This window comes from Rhizobium albus, from assembly GCA_030160035.1.
Lineage (GTDB): Bacteria > Pseudomonadota > Alphaproteobacteria > Rhizobiales > Rhizobiaceae > Georhizobium > Georhizobium albus.
Window position 1 is genome coordinate 565,156 of sequence record BSNO01000004.1, and the last position, 17,031, is coordinate 582,186.

Genomic DNA, 17,031 nt, shown 5'->3' on the forward strand with positions numbered 1-17,031 from the left:
CATGCAGGATATCGAAGCCGATCTGAGACGGATCGCCGAGCAGGAAGACGCGCTCGTATTTCCGACTTTCGATGCGGATCAGGCCTGGCAACTGGGCACGCTTCTGCGCGATGCCGCAAAAGCGGCGCAGGTATCGGTTGCGATCGATATCACCATCGCCGGGCAATGCCTGTTTCATACCGTCGTTGGCGGCGCGACGCTCGACAACAGCAACTGGATCCGGCGCAAGCGCAACGTCGCTCTTCATTTCCAGCGGGCGAGCTATGCCGTCGGTCTCGGGCTGAAGCGGGCGGAGGCGACGCTCGACGGAAAATACGCATTAGCCGATGCCGATTACGCGGCCCATGGCGGCAGCTTCCCGATCCGCGTTCAAGGTGCTGGCATGATCGGGACAGTCACCGTTTCGGGCCTGCCGCAGCGTGACGACCACGCCATGGTGGTGGCCGCGCTCGCGGCTCTTCTCGGCCGAAGCGCCGAGGAGCTTGCCTTCGCATGAGTGGCGCATTGGACCGTGTTCGAGCACACGCGCAGGAATTGCGGCGCTGGCTGGACGAAGACGCTTTGCCGCTTTGGACGGATCGCGGCGTAGATCCCGATTGGGGTTTCGTCGAGCGGATCGACCATTCTGGTGAGGCGGTGAAGGAACCGGTGCGCGCACGCGTGGTGCCGCGTCAGATCTATGTCTATGCCGAAGCGGGGCTGCATCACTGGGGCGGCGATTGGCAGCGACCGGTAGAACAGGCGCTCGAGCGGCTGACGACGATTTACCGCCGCAGCGACGGTCTTTACGGAAATGTCGCCGGACCCGACGGTCTGATCGACGATCGGTTCGATCTCTACAACCACGCCTTCGTTCTTCTGGCGCTCGCTTCGGCAGCGAAGGTTTACCCGGACAAGCGTGACGCGCTGCATGAAGAGGCCACGGCCCTCCTGTCGCTCTTGAAGGCGCGGTTTGCCCATCCGGTCGCCGGTTTCGAGGAAAGCGAGCCGCCGACGGCACCGCTGAAATCCAATCCGCACATGCATCTCTTCGAAGCCGCACAGGCCTGGACGGCGGTGCCGGATGTGGACACGGGTGCATTTGCCGCGCTCGCAGACGAGATCGCAGCGCTCGCCACGCGCAGCTTCATTGATGCCGAGACAGGTGCGCTTCGAGAATACTTCGGCCGCGACTGGTTGCCGATGCCGGACGAGACGGGCTGCATCGTAGAACCGGGCCATCAGTTCGAGTGGGCCTGGCTCCTCGCCCGGCACGCCCGCGGCAGCCTCGACGAGGACCGTCACGTTACCCATGCCGCCCGGCTCTTCGATATCGGAGAGACGCATGGCGTGGACAAGCGCGGCGTCGCTTTCATGGCGCTCGACGCTGCGTTTGGTGTCTTGGACCCGATCGCACGGCTCTGGGCGCAGACGGAGTGGTTGAAGGCTGCAAGCCTGCTGGCCGCGATGTCAACCGGTGCTCAGCGTGACCGCTATCTCACTTCGGCAGAGCGGGCAGCATCGGCGCTCCGGCGTTTCCTGGAAACGCCGGTCAATGGCTTGTGGTTCGACAAGATGCGCCCCGATGGCACATTTGTCGACGAGCCTGCACCGGCGAGCAGCTTCTATCACATCGCCTGCGCGATCTATGAGTTCGAAGACAGGCTCGGCGAGATCGCCGGTACGAGGTCGATGTGACCGGGGATGGGCGAAAGCCAATGGTCTCCATCCGCTATTGCACCCAGTGCAACTGGCTTCTGCGCTCGGCCTGGCTGGCACAGGAACTCCTGCAGACATTCGGCCAGGAGTTGGGATCAGTTTCGCTCGAGCCGGGGACCGGTGGCATCTTCGAGATCAGCGTCGATGGCGTGCTTGTCTGGGAGCGAAAGCGTGACGGCGGTTTCCCCGAAGCCAAGGTGCTGAAGCAGCGCGTGCGGGATGCGGCGTTTCCGGACCGCGATCTTGGCCACTCAGACCGGACGCCGGGATAGTACTCAGAACGTGTCCATGACGCCGATGATGGCGGGTCCAAGGATGACCCCGAAGAGGACCGGCAGGAAAAACAGGATCATCGGCACGGTAAGCTTCGGCGGCAGTGCGGCCGCCTTCTTTTCCGCTTCCGTCATGCGTTGATCGCGGCTTTCCTGGGCAAGCACGCGCAGGGCCTGGGCGATCGGTGTGCCGTACCGCTCCGCCTGGATCAAAGCCTGGCAAACGGATTTGACGCTTTCGAGCCCCGTGCGGATGCCGAGATTTTCATAAGCTTGCCGGCGCTCCTGCAGGTAGGAGAGTTCAGCTGTCGTGAGGACGAGCTCCTCGGCCAATGCCGTCGACTGCGCAGCGATTTCGTCCGCCACGCGGCGCAGCGCCGCCTCGATCGAGACGCCCGACTCGACGCAGATCAGCGTCAGGTCCAGCGCGTCTGGCCAAGCCTGCCGGATGGATTTCTGCCGCTTGCTGGCATTGTTGGAGACGTAGAGGTTCGGCGCGTAGAACCCGGCATAGGCGACGACCATGCAGAACAGGAGCTTGATGGTGAAGGGCTGCTCGGCGAGCCCGCCCATGAACATGACGTAGAAGACCGCACCGGCCAGAAAGAAGAACGGCAAGGCAAAGCGCGCCAGAAGGAACCGGTTAAGGGCATTCGGGCTGCGATAGCCGGCCGAGCGGAGTTTCGCGACCGTGTTGTCGTCCACGAGGGCCTTGCGCAGGTTCAGCTTCTCGACGATCTGGCGCAGCGAGGAGTTGTTTTCCTGGCGCAGCGAACCGCGGCGGTTCTGTTCCGCGTTGAGACGCGCGCGTTCCCGGGCACGGATCTCATCACGCTCGACGGCGACCGCCTTCATGCGCTGGTTGAGATCGCCGCGCTCGAAATAGGGCATCACGAAGGTGATGAGCGTCGCGAAGACCGAAATCGAGACGAGCACAGCCAGAACGAAGCTCGGTTGGGTCGCGGTGTTGATGATGGTCGTGAACATCGCCGTGCTCGCCCCGTCTCAGACTTCGAAATTGATCATGTTGCGCATGACGAGAACCCCGATCGTCATCCAGACGGCCGACACGCCGATGATGAACTGGCCGCGCGGATCGGTGAAAAGCACGATCATGTAGTCGGGCGACGTCAGGTAGACGAGAATAGCGACGATGAAGGGCAGGGCGCCGATGATGGCAGCCGATGCCTTTGCTTCCATCGACAGGGCCTGAACTTTGGCCTTCATCTTCCGGCGGTCGCGCAGGACCTTGGAAAGGTTGCCAAGGGCTTCGGACAAGTTGCCGCCGGCTTGCGCCTGGATCGCGATGACGATGGCAAAGAAGCTCGCCTCGGGCAGCGGCACGCTGTTGTAAAGCCGGGCGACCGCATCCGGTACGGAGAGGCCGAGTTGCTGGGCTTCCACGATGCGGCGGAACTCGCTCTTCACCGGCTCCTGGCCTTCGGCTGCGATCAGGCGGATCGCGTCATTCAGGGGCAGACCGGACTTGATCGAGCGCACCATGACGTCGAGCGCATTTGGAAATTCGTTGAGGAACGCCTTCATGCGCTTGGAGCGGATGTAGCCGACGATCCAGCGCGGCACACCGAAACCGGCGGCAAACGTAACGCCCGCCACGACGAGAAGCGGCATTCCCGCTGCAAAGGTGACGAAGCCGAGCAGCAAGCCGAGCGCGGCACTCATCAGGTAAAATTGGCGCGGGGTAATTGAGAGACCCGCCTGAACCAGAAGCACCTTGAGTGGCGGCGATTTGGACGTCTTCTGGTTCTCTTTCTGCTTGTCTTCGAGATCCTTGAGCGAGTTCTCGATCGTCTTGCGGCGGCGCGATGCTTCGTTGACACGGTCGCGCGCAACACGCACGGCGTTCTGGTCTGTTTCAGCCGCGCGCACGCGTTTCAGGCGGACTTCCGCCTTCTTTTCATTCTCGAACCGTGAGTAGAGGGCGCCATAGGACAGCCCCGCAGCGGCCACCGCGACAAGCAGAACGATGAGCAGAACTTGCGGGTCCAAACCGAACACGAGCGTCGCCTTCCCTATTCCCGTTCCATCGCATCCAGAGCGGCAGCGAGGCGCTTTTCCTCGTTGTAGTAGCGCGCACGATCCCAGAAATAGGGGCGGCCGATACCGGTCGATTTATGCGCGCCGATGATGCGGCCATTGGCGTCTTCGCCGTCCATGGTGAACTTCACCAGGTCCTGGGTGATGATGACGTCACCCTCCATGCCGATCACTTCGGTGATGTGCGTGATGCGGCGCGAACCGTCGCGCAGGCGCGATGCCTGGATGATGACGTCGACGGAGCCGACGATCATCTCGCGCACCGTGCGTGCGGGAAGCGTGTAGCCTCCCATGGCGATCATCGATTCCATACGTGCCAGGCATTCGCGCGGCGTGTTGGCGTGGATGGTGCCCATGGAACCGTCGTGACCGGTGTTCATTGCCTGCAGAAGGTCGAACACCTCCGGTCCACGGACTTCGCCGACGATGATCCGCTCGGGGCGCATACGCAGGCAGTTCTTGACGAGGTCGCGCATCGTCACCTCGCCTTCGCCTTCGATGTTCGGCGGGCGGGTTTCGAGACGAACCACATGGGGCTGCTGCAGCTGAAGTTCGGCGGAGTCTTCGCAGGTGATGATCCGCTCGGTGCGGTCGATATAGCGCGTCAGGCAGTTGAGCAGCGTCGTCTTGCCCGAGCCGGTACCGCCGGAGATGACGATGTTGCAACGAACGCGACCGATGATCTGCAGGATCGTCGCGCCTTCCGGCGTGATCGTGCCGTATTTGACCAGCTGATCGAGCGTCAGCTTGTCCTTCTTGAATTTTCGGATGGTAAGCGCGGTGCCGTCGATGGCGAGCGGCGGCGCGATGACGTTCACGCGGCTGCCGTCGGGAAGGCGCGCATCGCAGATCGGCGAGCTTTCATCGACGCGTCGGCCGACCTGGCTGACGATGCGCTGGCAGATCGACAGAAGCTGCGAGTTGTCGCGGAAGCGGATCTCGGATTCTTCCACCTTGCCGGCGACTTCGATGAAGGTCTGCCCGGCGCCATTGACCATGATGTCGGCGATGTCGTCGCGGGCCAGAAGCGGCTCCAGCGGGCCGTAGCCGAGCACGTCGTTGCAGATATCCTCGAGCAGTTCTTCCTGCTCGGAGATCGACATCGCGAAATTTTTGATCGTGATGATGTCGTTGACGATGTCGCGGATTTCTTCCCGCGCGCTTTCGGCATCAAGCTTGGCAAGCTGGGACAAATCGATCGTATCGATCAGCGCGGCAAAAACCTGGCTCTTGGTGTCGTAATAATTTTCCGTCTTGCGGGGGCGCTTGCGCTCCGGTGCCGGCGGGGGTGGCGCCACCTTGGTGCGCGTTTCGAGCACCGGCGGGGGCGTCGGCGCTCTGGCCTGCATCGCATCGGCAGCCTGGCCGGTAGGCTCGGCGCCTGCCAGCTCAAGCTCGTCGGCAACCGGCCGCAGGCTTTCCGGAGCCAATGGCGGCATCTGCTCTACCGGCACCTGGGGGCGCTGAAATCCGTCCTTGCCTCTTTTGCCGAACATCGATCTTTCCGTTCTTCAATTCGCTTGCCGCACGTGTGGGGCGGTCTGGGGACCGACTAGCGTGCTGCTTTTTTCCTGCCGAGCAGCGACATCAGGTCCGGCAAGCCAGACTTCTTGCGCTTCTTCGCCTCTGCGCGTCCCGTGACGACATGCGCGATCTGCGAAATCGTCTCGGCCGTGGCAGACTTGGCGTCGATCTCGCTGATCATGCGGCCGCTGTTTGCCGCCGATCCGAAGAGCGCCGCTTCGAATGGAAGGATCGCGATCGGCTCGATACCGAGTGGATCGCAGAAATCGGCCGGCGTGATTTCGGGGCGCTTGGGCAAGCCCACCTGGTTCAGCACGAGATGCGGCAGCTGATCGTTCGGCCGCATCTTCTTCAGCACATCCAGCATGTTCTTGGTGTTGCGCAGATTAGCGAGATCCGGCACCGCCGTGATGACCACCTGATCGACCGATGAGAGCAGATTGCGCGCCCAGTCGGTCCAGATGTGCGGGACATCCAGAACGGCCACCGGCGCACTGCGCTGCACCACTTCCACCATGGGCATGAAGGCCGAGGGGTCGAAATCATAGGTGCGGTCGAGCATCGACGGTGCGGCAAGCATCGAAAGACGCTCGGAGCACTTGGCCAGGAGGCGGTCGAGGAACACGTCGTCGAGCCGCTCTGGCGAATACACCGCCTCGGACATGCCCTGGGGCGGGTCCTGGTCGAAATTGATGTTGGCCGTCCCGAAGGGCATGTCGAGATCGGCGAGGATGACTTCCTCGGAAAAGAGGTTCGATATCGCAAAGGCGCAGTTGTGCGCCATGGTGGACGATCCGACGCCACCCTTCGCGCCCACAAAGGCGATGGTGCGGCCGAGCGGCTCCGCTTCGGGGTCGACGAAGATCGCGGTAATGACGCCGATCAGGTCGGCAAGTGATACCGGAGCGACGATGTATTCGGAAATGCCGTTGCGGATAAGCTCGCGGTAAAGGCCGACATCGTTCTGGTGTCCGACGATGACCACTTTGGTGGAGGCATCGCAAACCTCTGCGAGTTGCTCGAGTTCGCCAAGCAGCGTTGCCCGGTCGCCATCCGATTCCAGGATGATCAGATTGGGCGTCGGATGCGACGCGAACATGTTGATCGCAGCCGGCAGTCCGCCCTTGTTCACCCGAAGATTGACCTTGGCCATGCGGCGATCTTCGCCACAGCGCTCGATCGTCCGCAGCAGGCCTTCGGTTTCGAAGAAAGCCTGGATGGAGATCCGCGGAAGCGGCCTCAGCTTGTCGATCTGTCCGCGTGCGACGTCGCTCTCGCTCATCTCGCCCCGTCCTTCAATGCCGCTGTCGTTCATCGTCGTTTTGCCCCCAAGGCTCAAATCACTGGCCGGCGTCGCTGCTCAAAGGCCGGCGCCGTCTGCCTGGTAGTCGCGGATCGCATTGCCGCGGCGCTCTGCGTCGATCGGCGACGAGCCGCGCGGTGCGATCAGATCCATCGGATCAGCGATCTGGGCAGCGAGGTTGTTTTGCGTCGCGCAGCCGAAATTGGCGTAGTGCTTGTTCTCGTTGCCATTGGCGAGAATGTCTTCCGGCCAGCGTCCGCACTCGCCGGTCGAGGCGGCCGTCGCATAATAGGAAAGGCGGATCGGCGCCGCATCGCCCGTGGTGTTGGCCTGGTAGCCCGTCACGATGATGTTGCCACCCGGAACGCCTTGCGCCACCAGCTCGGAACGGATGTCGTTGGCGATGATCGACGCGGCGTTCGAATTGATGGAGCCGTGCGGTGTCAGGATCGTGATCGCGCCAGACGCCGTGTCGCGATAACGATTGGCATAGCCGCGGACTGCGCTGCGTGCACCGAGCGTCATGCGCCGATCGCCCGAGGCGACCGGAATGTCGATCGTGCGCTCCTGCTCGCTGACGATAATCGGGTGGTTGGTGCGATAATCGTCAGGTACGGCACCGACTTCGATGTGGTGCACGTTGGCGCAGGCGCCAAGCGTCGTGGCAAGGCCAACCAGAAGGGCGCTGCGCACGGTGCGGAGGCTGATGTGAGGTGATCGTGCCTTCAAGGTCATGGTGGAAGCCCCCGCCCTTACTTGTAGATGAAGCCGACGACGCCGTGATAACGGCCATCGGGCAGATTGGTGTCGGCGCGGCCATAGACGCGGTTCACGCGACCGAGGAAGAAGCCGGCGCCGTCGCTTGCTGCGTTGAAATTGTCATCGGGACGGGCAAGCTCGTTGCGGGCCACCGGACGCACGAGATAGGGCGTTGCGATGATCACCAGCTCGGTTTCGTTGCGCTGGAAATCGCGGCTGCGGAAGAGCGTGCCGAGGATTGGAATGCTCGACGCTCCAGGCACGCTCGACATGGCCTGGCGGATATCGTCGCGAATGAGGCCGGCGATCACGATCGAGCCGCCTGAAGGCAGTTCCACCGCGGTCTGCGCCTCGCGCCGGCGAATGCCGAGCAGCGTTCCGGCCTGGTTTCCGACACTGCCTTCGAAGGTTGGTTCCGACACTTCCGTGCGGACCCTGAGGCTGATACGGCCCGGTCCCAGCACCAGTGGCGTGAAGTCCAGGCCAATGCCGTACTGCACTTCGCCGATGGTATAATTTTGGCGAGCCGGGTTGTTGTCATCCGCTGGAGTGACGGTGATGTCTTCGACGAGACGGAAGTCGCCGCCGACGAAGAAAGAAGCAGCCTCGCCAGAAATTGCGGTCAGCGACGGCTCGGCAAGTGTGCGCATCACGCCGGATCGTTCGAGCGCGTTGAGCTGAGAAGCCAGGTTGACGCTGCCGATCGTACCGCCGATCGAGCTGCTGAGGCCGGCGATCGGCGGTTGCTCGAGATTGCTGCCGAGGCCCTGGCTGAGCTGGCCGAAGAAGGCTCCGCTCGTGCCGGAGGTCGATCCATTGAAGCCGAGCTGCTTCAGCACCTGGCGGCTAACTTCCGCGACAGTGACCTTCAGCGTGACCTGGTCTTCGCCCTGAATCGTTAACAGGTTCACGATCTGCGAGACCTGGCGATCTTCGGCGAAGATCGCGGCATCGCCGCCGTCGCCAACAGCCGTGAGGTTGCGGGTCGTCGCTTCACCGCCCGTCAGGAAGATCTGCGCGAGCTGGCTGGCGCGCTGAGCATCCTGCGGCGTCTGCACCGAGCCGTTCAGCACGATGTTGTCGTTGATGATTTCGACATTGATGTCGCTGTCGGGAATGAAGCGTGCGAGCTGCTGCTGCAGCCCCGTAATGTCACGTTCGATCTGGAGTTCGAGCGTGACCACCTCTTCGCCGTTCGGCCCGAACACGAAGATGTTGGTCTGGCCGACTGCTTTGCCGAAGAGATAGAGCCGTGTGGATGTGCGGCTGACCGCATCGGCGATGGAGGGGTCGGCAACGAGGATGTCGCCCGCCTGGCTCGGCAGATCGATCACCACCGCCTTGTTGAGACCGAGCCCGACGCGCTTGGAAACGCCGGCACCGCCCTGTGCGATGCGAATGATGTTCGCTTCCTGCGCTTGAGCGGTCGCGACCTGGAAGCCGTCGAAGGGATTGCCGAGCGTCGCCGCACCGGTGAGAAGGATCAGCGCGAAAGCCGTCGACAAACGGGTCGTGCGGGCGGTCGGGCGAAATGTCTTGGATGTCAGCACTGTGGTCTGCCCCCGTTTAAGTCTTACTGGCCAACGCTCGTGATGGCGCCGGAGCGGATGAGCTGGATCGCGTCAGCGCCGCTCGCACCGCTCAAGAGATGTTCTGCAAATGTCGTGTCGGGCTGCTGGACGTCGGCGACGCTGCGCAGCGCGAGCGTCAGCCGGTCGGCCATCTGCTGGGCGACCGCGATGACCTGCGTCTGCTCAGGTGTCAGCTCGAGCGTCGCGGTCGAACCGATCGCCGTGCGGCTGCCGTCCTCGTTTTCCTGGATGGTCTGGTCGATCGCCAGAACGCGGATGTTGCTGAGCACGACTTCCGTCAGATAGTTGTCGGTCTCCCCGCGCCGCACCATGACGACATCGACGCGGTCGTTCGGCAGGATGAAGCCGCCGGCGCTGGTCGATACGGAAATGTCGGTTGCGACAGCGCGCTTACCGGACGGCAGCAGCGACGACATGATGCGCGAGGAGGAATCGACGATCTTCTCGGCGCGCAGCGGCTCGCCATCGAAAACCGGCAATCTGACCACGGCGCCTGCAAGCTCGGTCGATGCGTCAGGGCGTTCGTCGCGGGTGATGAAACCTTCGGTCAGGCCGCTCGTCGGCCATTCACGCCATTCGATCACCTCTTCGGTGATGCGGGTGCCGATGGGCAGGCTGGTATTGGCGACCAGCACGTCGGTCACGTCGATGCGTTCGGTGACCTGCTGAATGGTCGGCTCGGTGACGGGCTGCGGTGCGCTCAGCGTCATCGCCAGATACCCGGCGAGGCCAGCCGCGGCAACGGCCACGGTAAGTATGACGAGGCGGGCAGGCTTCATGGTGATTCCCCGGAACACGACTGTCTGTTCTGCGGAGAATGTCGGCTATTGGTGTAATTAAGGTTAACGTGATGCTTACAAGCGTAGTTAACCAAACCTTGCTAGAGCGGCCTTAGCCGGCCGCGAGCTGCGCCATGACCTGCTGCATGATGGCCGTGTCGGGATAGGTGATGAGCCCGGCAGCGCCGATCGCGATGCCGTAGGGCACGCCCTGAGAAGTGGCGGTTAGATTATGCGTCAGCGGGATGCGCGACATGATGTAAATGCCAGCCGGGCTACGCGCCTTGAGGATGAAGAGGCACAGAAGACCGCCGATCGCGGTGACCAGGATGAGGAACGTCATTAGTTCCGTGCCCAGCCCGAACCAGAGCGCGCTGGCGGATAGAAGCTTGGCGTCGCCGCCGCCCATCGTGTTTGCAGCGAAAAGGCCGAAGCAGATGACGAAGACGACAAGCATCGCCGCCACGTGATTTCCGATCTCGTGGAGACCCAGGCCTGCCATCGGCGCTATGCAGAAAAAGGAAACGATCAGCAGCAACGACACGCGGTTTGCGATCGTCATCGTCAACAGATCCGTAAACGCCGCATAGGCCATGCAGAGCGGAAAGATGACGAGAATAGCTGCTGTGAGCATGAGCGTTAGCCTATGGCGAAGTTGAACCCGTGAAAGTTTCCGCGCTTCCGGAGCATTCTTAAATGAAAAAAGCCGCATGCATCGCGCGCGGCTTTCCATTTCGGTCAAGAGGCGACCATCTTATCGTTAGTTACGATTTTGGAGGCCGTCCGTTACTTCGTTGAAGGTCAGCGCCAACTCATTACCCAGAAGACCGACTGCACTGATGATGCCGACGGAGATCAGAGCTGCGATCAGGCCGTATTCGATGGCCGTTGCACCCGACTCGTCCTTCATGAAACGTGCGATAAGGTTTTTCATCTTGCTACTCCTTGCTCCACCGTGAAATTCAGCATTTGCCGTCAACGTGTTCTGCCGTGTTGATCGGATGACGCTAATCTACGTGTGGCCCATTGCGATCCACTTAAGAAACAGGGTTACCGAAAGCTTGCCGCCCCCATCCCGCCCCGATGGTTAACAAGTGCAGTCGGTGATCGTTAAAATTCAAACTGTGCATAGCGGGCCGCTTTAAGCCTTCATTCACCATTCTCGTTCAGTCTTGGCACATGGGCGCCGACGCGCGTTCTATGCGGAGGCGGAACGATGGCGCCTTCCAGATCAGCCTTGAAGGGTCGACCAAGATGATGAAGCGTGCCGCCAGATCGGGTCTCATTGCACTTTGCAGCCTTGTCGGGTTCGGCGCCGTATCGACCCTCCCGGCCACGGCCGAGAACATCCGCGTGTTCATGGACTACGCGCGTGTGCTGAAGCTCGACCGCGCTGTCAGCAAGGTCATCATCGGAAACCCCAACATTGCCGATGTCACGGTCAGCGATCCTCAGACGATCGTCGTCACCGGCAGATCGTTCGGCGTGACGAACCTCGTCATCATCGACACCGAAGGCACGACGCTCGTCGACGAACGGATCGTCGTCGCGCGGGATGGCACGGACCAGTTGCGCGTCTACCGCAACACCGAGCCTTCGACCCTGATCTGCTCGCCCACCTGCGAGCGCCCATCCGAGGCCGCCGCTGCGGTCAACTGACCCGATTTAGCTGATGAAACGCCTGTATCCGGGGCAGTTGCGCCGGATTCGAGCGGTTCCCATTACGGATTGTAAAGGCCTTTGCGCTAATCCTTTTGGTGACAAAAGGGCAGCTGCGGGGGCCATGATGACAGCATCGACAGGGCGCAAAGGTGTGTTCAGACGCCTTTGTCTGAAAGGGCGTACGTTCCGCCGTTCCGATGAAGGTGCGGTCGCGATCGAGTTCGCCATGCTCGCGATCCCGTTCTTCATGTTGCTTTTCGCCATCATCGAATCCTGCATCGCCTATGCGGCGGAGCAGGTGCTCGACAACGCTGTCGACGATATCGGCCGACAGCTGCGCACCGGTCAGATCACGGCTGGCGCCAATCTGCCGACCGACATGAACGCAGCTGAATTTCGCGAAGCCTTCTGCGAACGCATCGAGATCATGCTCTCCTGCGACACCGACAAGCTCTATCTCGACATTCGGTCGTTCTCGAATTTTTCCAACATTCCGGTTGGAATTCCCCGTGAAGACAACCGCGCCTTTGGCGATCTGGACACGACGAATTTCGGTTATTCGCCAGGCGGCGCAGGCTCGATCAACATGGTGCGCGCCTTCTATCGCTGGCCGATCATCACGGACCTCATTCGTCCGTACATCACGAACATCCGGCCCGAAGATGGGTCGATGCCCACCGACTACCTGATCGTCGGGACCTCCGCATTCCAGAACGAGGCGTATTGAGATGAGCGCTGCGCCAAAGACGACGTTTCGCGGGCTGTTGCGTCGGTTGCGTGGCGATCGGTCCGGTGTCGGCGCCATCGAGTTCGCCTTCATCGCGCCGGTCATGATCGTGCTCTATATCGGCGCGGTCGAAGTGTCGGTTGCCATGTCGGTCAACAAGAAGCTGGCACGCGCCTCGAGCACGGTTGCCGACCTGATCACGCAGGAGCAGTCGGTCACGCGTGACAAGCTGAAGAGCATGAACACGGTCGCCCAAAGCATCATGTCGCCCTATGACCCCACGCCGGTTGCGATGAAGATCACCGGCATCTGGGTGGGGACGGATCTGGTGCCCAAGGTCGAATGGTCCTGGAAGCCGAATGGCGGCAATGGCGAGGCGGCCTACACGGTCGGCTCCGTCGTCGACATTCCGGAAAATCTGAAGATCGCGAACACGTTCCTGCTGCGCAGCGAGATCGATTACCGGCACGACATGATCACGTCTTTCCCGATCACCGGGCAGACGATGACCGGTATCGACATGGCCAAGACTTATCATCTGCGCCCCCGCATCGGCGAACGCGTCACCTGCTCCTGCTAGCGCTGAGCGCCTGCGCTTGACATGACTTGACCATTCTGGCGATGGAACCTCTTTGAAGCCTGGTCTTGAAGAAGGTGTTTCATGTCGCGCGCATTTCTGTTCGTGCTCGATTCCGTCGGTATCGGCGGCGCTCCCGATGCCCAGGCATTCGGCGATGAGGGTGCCGATACGCTCGGCCACATCGCCGAGTTCTGCGCCATGGGCGCGGGCGACCGGCAGGGCCTGCGCGAAGGGCCGCTTCATCTTCCCAATCTGAAAGCGCTCGGGCTCGGCCGCGCAATGCGCCTTGCTGCAGGCGCGACACCGGAAGCGCTCGCGACCAATGAGCGGCCGCGCGCGATCTATGGCGCAGCCAGCGAAACCTCGCGCGGCAAGGACACGCCCTCCGGCCACTGGGAAATCGCAGGCGTGCCCGTCGATTTCGAATGGGGCTACTTCCCGAGCGAAGGCGATGCTTTCCCGCCCGAACTGGTGGCCGAGATCGTGGGGCAAGGAGGCATTCCCGGCATCCTCGGCAATTGCCATGCATCCGGCACGGAGATCATCGCAAGGCTGGGTGAAGAGCACATCCGCACCGGCAAGCCGATCTGCTACACATCTGCCGACAGCGTTTTTCAGATTGCCGCTCATGAGACGCATTTCGGTCTTGACCGGCTCCTGAAGCTTTGCGAACTGGTGCACGACCTCGTCGCGCCGCTGAACATCGGAAGGGTCATTGCCCGTCCTTTCGTGGGCGAGAGCGCTGCCACCTTCGAGCGTACGGGGAACCGCCGCGACTATTCGGTGCCGCCGCCGGAGCCGACTTTGCTGGATCGCGCGAAGGAAGCCGGCCGCAACGTTATCGCTGTCGGAAAGATCGGCGATATCTTCGCCCACCAAGGCGTGACGGACCTGCGCAAGGCCAATGGCAACATGGCGCTTTTCGAGCGGACGCTGGAAGCGATCGACGATGCCGAGGACGGCGATCTCGTCTTCACCAATTTCGTCGATTTCGACATGCTCTTCGGTCACCGCCGCGATGTGCCCGGTTACGCCGCCGCACTTGAAGCCTTCGATCAGCGCCTGCCGGAGATCGAGGCCAAGCTGAAGAAGGGCGATGTGGTGATCATCACTGCGGATCATGGCTGTGATCCCACTTGGCGGGGCAGCGATCATACGCGCGAACGGGTGCCGATCTTGGCCTTCGGGCCGGATGTCATCGCGCGGTCGATCGGCGTGCGCACGACTTTTGCAGATATCGGCGAAAGCATCGCCACGCATCTGCAACTGCCGCGCGGCAGGCATGGGCGGTCGTTTCTGTGACGGGTCCGGTGGTCAAGGCAGAACTTCATTGCCACATCGAAGGCGCCATCCCGCCGGCGCTGGCAAGGGCGCAGGCTAAGCGCTACGGTGTCGACACCGCCAGCTTCATTGCCGGCGACCGGTATGTCTGGCACGATTTCACGACCTTCATGGCAGCCTATGACGGAGCGGCCGCGCTTTTCCGGACGCCGGAGGATTACGCGCTGCTTGCCGAAGCCTATCTCGCCGAACTGGATGTGGCCGGAGCCATCTACAGCGAAATCTTCGTTTCCCCTGACCATGCCCGCACCGCCGGCCTGTCGGCGGAAGCTTATATCGAAGGCTTGGCGGAAGGAATTGCGCGCGCCAAAGACAAATCCGGCATCGAATGCCGGATGATCGTGGTCGGCGTGCGCCATCTGGGGGCGGAGGCCGTGGAGGGTGCGGCGCGCTTCGCGGCGGCCCGTCCGCATCCGCTGATCACCGGTTTCGGCATGGCGGGGGAAGAGCGGTTCGGCCGCGTCGCGGATTACGCGCGTGCTTTCGACATTGCGCGTGATGCGGACCTTGGCATCACCATTCATGCCGGCGAACTCGTCGGTCCCGAAAGCGTGCGCGACGCGCTCGATGTGGTGCGGCCAAGCCGCATCGGCCACGGCGTGCGTGCGATCGAGGATTTCGATCTCGTACGTCGCCTGGCCGACGAGGGGACGGTGCTGGAAGTCTGCCCCGGTTCAAACATTGCGCTGAACGTCTTCCCCGACTTCGCAGCGCACCCGTTTCGACGGCTGATGGAAGCGGGCGTGAACGTCACGCTGGCCTCGGACGATCCGCCATTCTTCGATACGTCGCTCGCGCGGGAATATGCGCTGGGGTCGGAAGAGTTCGGCCTGACGGATGCCCAATTGCGGGACGTGACGCGCACTGCGATCGAGGCTGCTTTCGTCGACGAGCCGACGCGCCAGGCGCTTCTCGCGAAACTCTGACGCCGTGCTGATGCCGGATCAAGCCACGGTCATCCTCGTCATGGGCGTCAGCGGCTGCGGCAAGTCGAGCGTGGCGACTGAACTTGTCGACAGAATCGGCGGTCGCCTGATCGAAGGCGATGCGTTCCATCCGCCTGAAAACATCGCCCGAATGGCTGCCGGCCAGCCGCTTGACGATGCAATGCGGGGCCCCTGGCTGGATCGCATCGCATCGGAAATCACTGCCCTGCAGAAGGCGGGAGGCTCCCCGATCGTGGTTGCCTGTTCCGCTTTGAAACGCGCCTACCGTGATCGTCTACGCTCAGCGGCACGGGCCATGCGTATCCTCTGCCTCGTGGGAAGCGAGGATGTGCTGCGGCAGCGGCTTGAAACGCGCGAAGGCCACTTCATAAAGGCCGATCTGCTGGCCAGCCAGTTGGCAACGCTGGAAGTGCCGGGGCCGGACGAGGGCGCGAGGGTGATCGACATCGACCAGCCCATTGATGCGATCATTGACCGGTTTCTTGAAAAATCAGCGAATAGCCCCGTTGATGGGTTTTAGATCGCGAGATCCGCAACCACCGCATCGAGAATGAGCATGCCGGCCGGCGTGCAGCGGATGCGATCGTTGCCAAGCCGCTCCAGGAAGCCGTTGGCGATCAGGTCCCGCTCGCGCGCGGAATCGAAAGGCCGCCCCGAAAGCGCCTGCCAACGCGACACTTCGATGCCTTCCGTCAGCCGCAGCCCCATGAGCAGCAATTCGTCGGCCTGCTCCTCGGGCTCCAGCTCCTCGATCTCGACATGGGCGGCGCCGCGGGCTTCCACCATCTCCAGCCAGCGTTCCGGCATGCGCTCCGTCGCGGTGGCGATGCGGGTGCCGTTCAGCGTCAGCCGCCCGTGCGCGCCGGCGCCAATGCCGGCATAGTCGCCGTAGCGCCAGTAGGTGAGGTTGTGACGGCTTTCGGCACCTGGCCGGGCATGATTGGAGACCTCGTAGGCCGGCATGCCGGCCTCGCCTGTGATTGCCTGCGTCGCCTCGTAGAGTTCGGCTGAAAGATCGCCATCGGGCACGATCAGCTTGCCCGCCTTGTGCAGGGCGTAGAAGGGCGTGCCCTCTTCGATGGTCAGCTGGTAAAGCGACAGATGGTCGACCGCGTAGCCGATCGCCTGTTTCAGTTCGGCTTCCCAGGCGGCGACAGTCTGGTTCGGGCGGGCATAGATGAGGTCGAAGGAAAGCCGAGGGAAAATCTCGCGTGCAAGCCGGATCGCCTTCAGCGCATCCTCGACGTCATGGAGCCGGCCGAGCACCTTAAGATCGGCGTCGTTGAGCGCCTGGACGCCCATGGAAACGCGGTTCACCCCGGCATCGCGATAGCCGCGAAAGCGCGTCGCTTCCACCGATGATGGATTGGCCTCGAGCGTGATCTCGATACCGTCCGGCACATGCCAGTTGCGCGCGACCGTGTCGAGGATGGCGCCGACGGTCGACGGATCCATGAGAGACGGAGTGCCGCCGCCGATGAATATGCTGGTGACCGTCTTCGGTCCGGTCATCCCCGCCGTATAGGCAATCTCCTGCCGGAATGCGTCGACGAAGCGGTTCTGGTCGACCGGCTTGTGGCGGACGTGACTGTTGAAGTCGCAATAGGGGCATTTGGCCGCGCAGAACGGCCAATGCAGATAGACGCCGAAGCCCGGGTCGCCCGCGTCGGGATAGGCGCGGAAATCGCCGGTAAATCGGGTCGTGATGGTCATGGCCAGTGTCTTCGCAACGTTTTCGGTTCAGCGGCCATCTGCGTCGAATCGCGACGCATCCGCGCGATGATCAACG

The 17,031-nt window shown here is 62.3% G+C and carries 19 protein-coding genes; 9 read left to right on the forward strand and 10 right to left on the reverse strand.

What is annotated here, in order from left to right; all coding sequences use genetic code 11:
* The first annotated feature begins 1 nt into the window (after position 1).
* The 3 genes from QQL76_RS17935 to QQL76_RS17945 are packed head-to-tail and all read left to right on the forward strand — an operon-like array spanning position 2 to position 1,970.
* Positions 2–496, forward strand: coding sequence for a heme-degrading domain-containing protein (locus QQL76_RS17935; protein ID WP_499208803.1), 495 nt, complete (start codon positions 2–4; stop codon positions 494–496).
* The gene (locus tag QQL76_RS17940; RefSeq protein ID WP_499208804.1) at positions 493–1,677 is read left to right on the forward strand and encodes an AGE family epimerase/isomerase; all 1,185 of its coding nucleotides are present in this window, start codon (positions 493–495) and stop codon (positions 1,675–1,677) included. Before QQL76_RS17935 ends, QQL76_RS17940 begins: the two co-directional genes overlap by 4 nt.
* A gap of 20 nt (positions 1,678–1,697) precedes the next feature.
* Positions 1,698–1,970, forward strand: coding sequence for an Rdx family protein (locus QQL76_RS17945; RefSeq protein ID WP_499208805.1), 273 nt, complete (start codon positions 1,698–1,700; stop codon positions 1,968–1,970).
* Positions 1,971–1,973: 3 nt separating this feature from the next.
* Here the strand turns inward: QQL76_RS17945 and QQL76_RS17950 are convergent, their stop codons facing one another.
* The 9 genes from QQL76_RS17950 to QQL76_RS17990 form a co-directional block, all read right to left on the reverse strand.
* Entirely contained in the window at positions 1,974–2,957 is a 984-nt protein-coding gene (locus QQL76_RS17950; RefSeq protein WP_404863069.1) for a type II secretion system F family protein, read from the reverse strand.
* Between the two features lie 18 nt (positions 2,958–2,975).
* Positions 2,976–3,989 carry a type II secretion system F family protein gene (locus QQL76_RS17955; RefSeq protein ID WP_499208806.1) on the reverse strand — a complete coding sequence of 338 codons (1,014 nt, stop codon included), beginning with the start codon at positions 3,987–3,989 and terminating at the stop codon, positions 2,976–2,978.
* 14 nt (positions 3,990–4,003) lie between these two features.
* Positions 4,004–5,524: a TadA family conjugal transfer-associated ATPase gene (locus tag QQL76_RS17960; protein WP_499208807.1), complete on the reverse strand. Its 1,521-nt coding sequence runs from the start codon at positions 5,522–5,524 to the stop codon at positions 4,004–4,006.
* Positions 5,525–5,580: 56 nt separating this feature from the next.
* Complete coding sequence (locus QQL76_RS17965) at positions 5,581–6,834, reverse strand: CpaE/TadZ family protein (RefSeq protein WP_499208808.1); 1,254 nt, start codon at positions 6,832–6,834, stop codon at positions 5,581–5,583.
* 78 nt (positions 6,835–6,912) lie between these two features.
* Entirely contained in the window at positions 6,913–7,590 is a 678-nt protein-coding gene (locus QQL76_RS17970; RefSeq protein ID WP_404863066.1) for a CpaD family pilus assembly protein, read from the reverse strand.
* A 17-nt stretch (positions 7,591–7,607) separates the two neighbouring features.
* Positions 7,608–9,101 (reverse strand): type II and III secretion system protein family protein, encoded by a 1,494-nt coding sequence (locus QQL76_RS17975; RefSeq protein WP_499208972.1) that lies wholly within the window; start codon positions 9,099–9,101, stop codon positions 7,608–7,610.
* A gap of 86 nt (positions 9,102–9,187) precedes the next feature.
* The gene (gene cpaB / locus QQL76_RS17980) at positions 9,188–9,985 is read right to left on the reverse strand and encodes a Flp pilus assembly protein CpaB (protein ID WP_404863064.1); all 798 of its coding nucleotides are present in this window, start codon (positions 9,983–9,985) and stop codon (positions 9,188–9,190) included.
* 112 nt (positions 9,986–10,097) lie between these two features.
* Positions 10,098–10,619: an A24 family peptidase gene (locus QQL76_RS17985; RefSeq protein WP_499208809.1), complete on the reverse strand. Its 522-nt coding sequence runs from the start codon at positions 10,617–10,619 to the stop codon at positions 10,098–10,100.
* A gap of 126 nt (positions 10,620–10,745) precedes the next feature.
* Entirely contained in the window at positions 10,746–10,919 is a 174-nt protein-coding gene (locus QQL76_RS17990) for a Flp family type IVb pilin (RefSeq protein ID WP_499208810.1), read from the reverse strand.
* A gap of 320 nt (positions 10,920–11,239) precedes the next feature.
* On the opposite strand from QQL76_RS17990, the gene QQL76_RS17995 reads away from it, so the two are divergent.
* From QQL76_RS17995 to QQL76_RS18020, 6 genes are all read left to right on the forward strand, one after another.
* Complete coding sequence (locus QQL76_RS17995; RefSeq protein ID WP_126012530.1) at positions 11,240–11,644, forward strand: pilus assembly protein N-terminal domain-containing protein; 405 nt, start codon at positions 11,240–11,242, stop codon at positions 11,642–11,644.
* 124 nt (positions 11,645–11,768) lie between these two features.
* Positions 11,769–12,374 (forward strand): TadE/TadG family type IV pilus assembly protein, encoded by a 606-nt coding sequence (locus QQL76_RS18000; RefSeq protein ID WP_499208811.1) that lies wholly within the window; start codon positions 11,769–11,771, stop codon positions 12,372–12,374.
* Position 12,375: 1 nt separating this feature from the next.
* Entirely contained in the window at positions 12,376–12,954 is a 579-nt protein-coding gene (locus tag QQL76_RS18005; protein ID WP_499208812.1) for a TadE/TadG family type IV pilus assembly protein, read from the forward strand.
* A gap of 81 nt (positions 12,955–13,035) precedes the next feature.
* On the forward strand, positions 13,036–14,256 hold the full coding sequence (locus QQL76_RS18010) for a phosphopentomutase (RefSeq protein ID WP_499208813.1): 1,221 nt from the start codon (positions 13,036–13,038) through the stop codon (positions 14,254–14,256).
* A complete protein-coding gene (locus QQL76_RS18015; RefSeq protein WP_499208814.1) occupies positions 14,253–15,221 on the forward strand; it encodes an adenosine deaminase family protein in 969 nt (322 codons plus the stop codon). The genes QQL76_RS18010 and QQL76_RS18015 overlap by 4 nt, the downstream gene beginning before the upstream one ends.
* A gap of 40 nt (positions 15,222–15,261) precedes the next feature.
* The gene (locus tag QQL76_RS18020; protein WP_499208815.1) at positions 15,262–15,762 is read left to right on the forward strand and encodes a gluconokinase; all 501 of its coding nucleotides are present in this window, start codon (positions 15,262–15,264) and stop codon (positions 15,760–15,762) included.
* Here QQL76_RS18020 and hemW read toward each other — a convergent pair.
* Positions 15,759–16,955: a coproporphyrinogen-III oxidase family protein gene (hemW, locus tag QQL76_RS18025; RefSeq protein ID WP_499208816.1), complete on the reverse strand. Its 1,197-nt coding sequence runs from the start codon at positions 16,953–16,955 to the stop codon at positions 15,759–15,761. The two genes, QQL76_RS18020 and hemW, sit on opposite strands and share 4 nt — an antisense overlap.
* Between the last annotated feature and the right edge of the window lie 76 nt (positions 16,956–17,031).

What these genes read in the sequence shown, in the direction of transcription:
- QQL76_RS17935 (WP_499208803.1), top strand. Translation starts at nt 2, where the DNA reads ATGCAGGATATCGAAGCCGATCTGAGACGGATCGCCGAGCAGGAAGAC.
- QQL76_RS17940 (WP_499208804.1), top strand. Translation starts at nt 493, where the DNA reads ATGAGTGGCGCATTGGACCGTGTTCGAGCACACGCGCAGGAATTGCGG.
- QQL76_RS17945 (WP_499208805.1), top strand. Translation starts at nt 1,698, where the DNA reads ATGGTCTCCATCCGCTATTGCACCCAGTGCAACTGGCTTCTGCGCTCG.
- QQL76_RS17950 (WP_404863069.1), bottom strand. Translation starts at nt 2,957, where the DNA reads ATGTTCACGACCATCATCAACACCGCGACCCAACCGAGCTTCGTTCTG.
- QQL76_RS17960 (WP_499208807.1), bottom strand. Translation starts at nt 5,524, where the DNA reads ATGTTCGGCAAAAGAGGCAAGGACGGATTTCAGCGCCCCCAGGTGCCG.
- QQL76_RS17965 (WP_499208808.1), bottom strand. Translation starts at nt 6,834, where the DNA reads ATGAGCGAGAGCGACGTCGCACGCGGACAGATCGACAAGCTGAGGCCG.
- QQL76_RS17970 (WP_404863066.1), bottom strand. Translation starts at nt 7,590, where the DNA reads ATGACCTTGAAGGCACGATCACCTCACATCAGCCTCCGCACCGTGCGC.
- cpaB (WP_404863064.1), bottom strand. Translation starts at nt 9,985, where the DNA reads ATGAAGCCTGCCCGCCTCGTCATACTTACCGTGGCCGTTGCCGCGGCT.
- QQL76_RS17985 (WP_499208809.1), bottom strand. Translation starts at nt 10,619, where the DNA reads ATGCTCACAGCAGCTATTCTCGTCATCTTTCCGCTCTGCATGGCCTAT.
- QQL76_RS17990 (WP_499208810.1), bottom strand. Translation starts at nt 10,919, where the DNA reads ATGAAAAACCTTATCGCACGTTTCATGAAGGACGAGTCGGGTGCAACG.
- QQL76_RS17995 (WP_126012530.1), top strand. Translation starts at nt 11,240, where the DNA reads ATGATGAAGCGTGCCGCCAGATCGGGTCTCATTGCACTTTGCAGCCTT.
- QQL76_RS18000 (WP_499208811.1), top strand. Translation starts at nt 11,769, where the DNA reads ATGATGACAGCATCGACAGGGCGCAAAGGTGTGTTCAGACGCCTTTGT.
- QQL76_RS18005 (WP_499208812.1), top strand. Translation starts at nt 12,376, where the DNA reads ATGAGCGCTGCGCCAAAGACGACGTTTCGCGGGCTGTTGCGTCGGTTG.
- QQL76_RS18010 (WP_499208813.1), top strand. Translation starts at nt 13,036, where the DNA reads ATGTCGCGCGCATTTCTGTTCGTGCTCGATTCCGTCGGTATCGGCGGC.
- QQL76_RS18020 (WP_499208815.1), top strand. Translation starts at nt 15,262, where the DNA reads ATGGGCGTCAGCGGCTGCGGCAAGTCGAGCGTGGCGACTGAACTTGTC.
- hemW (WP_499208816.1), bottom strand. Translation starts at nt 16,955, where the DNA reads ATGACCATCACGACCCGATTTACCGGCGATTTCCGCGCCTATCCCGAC.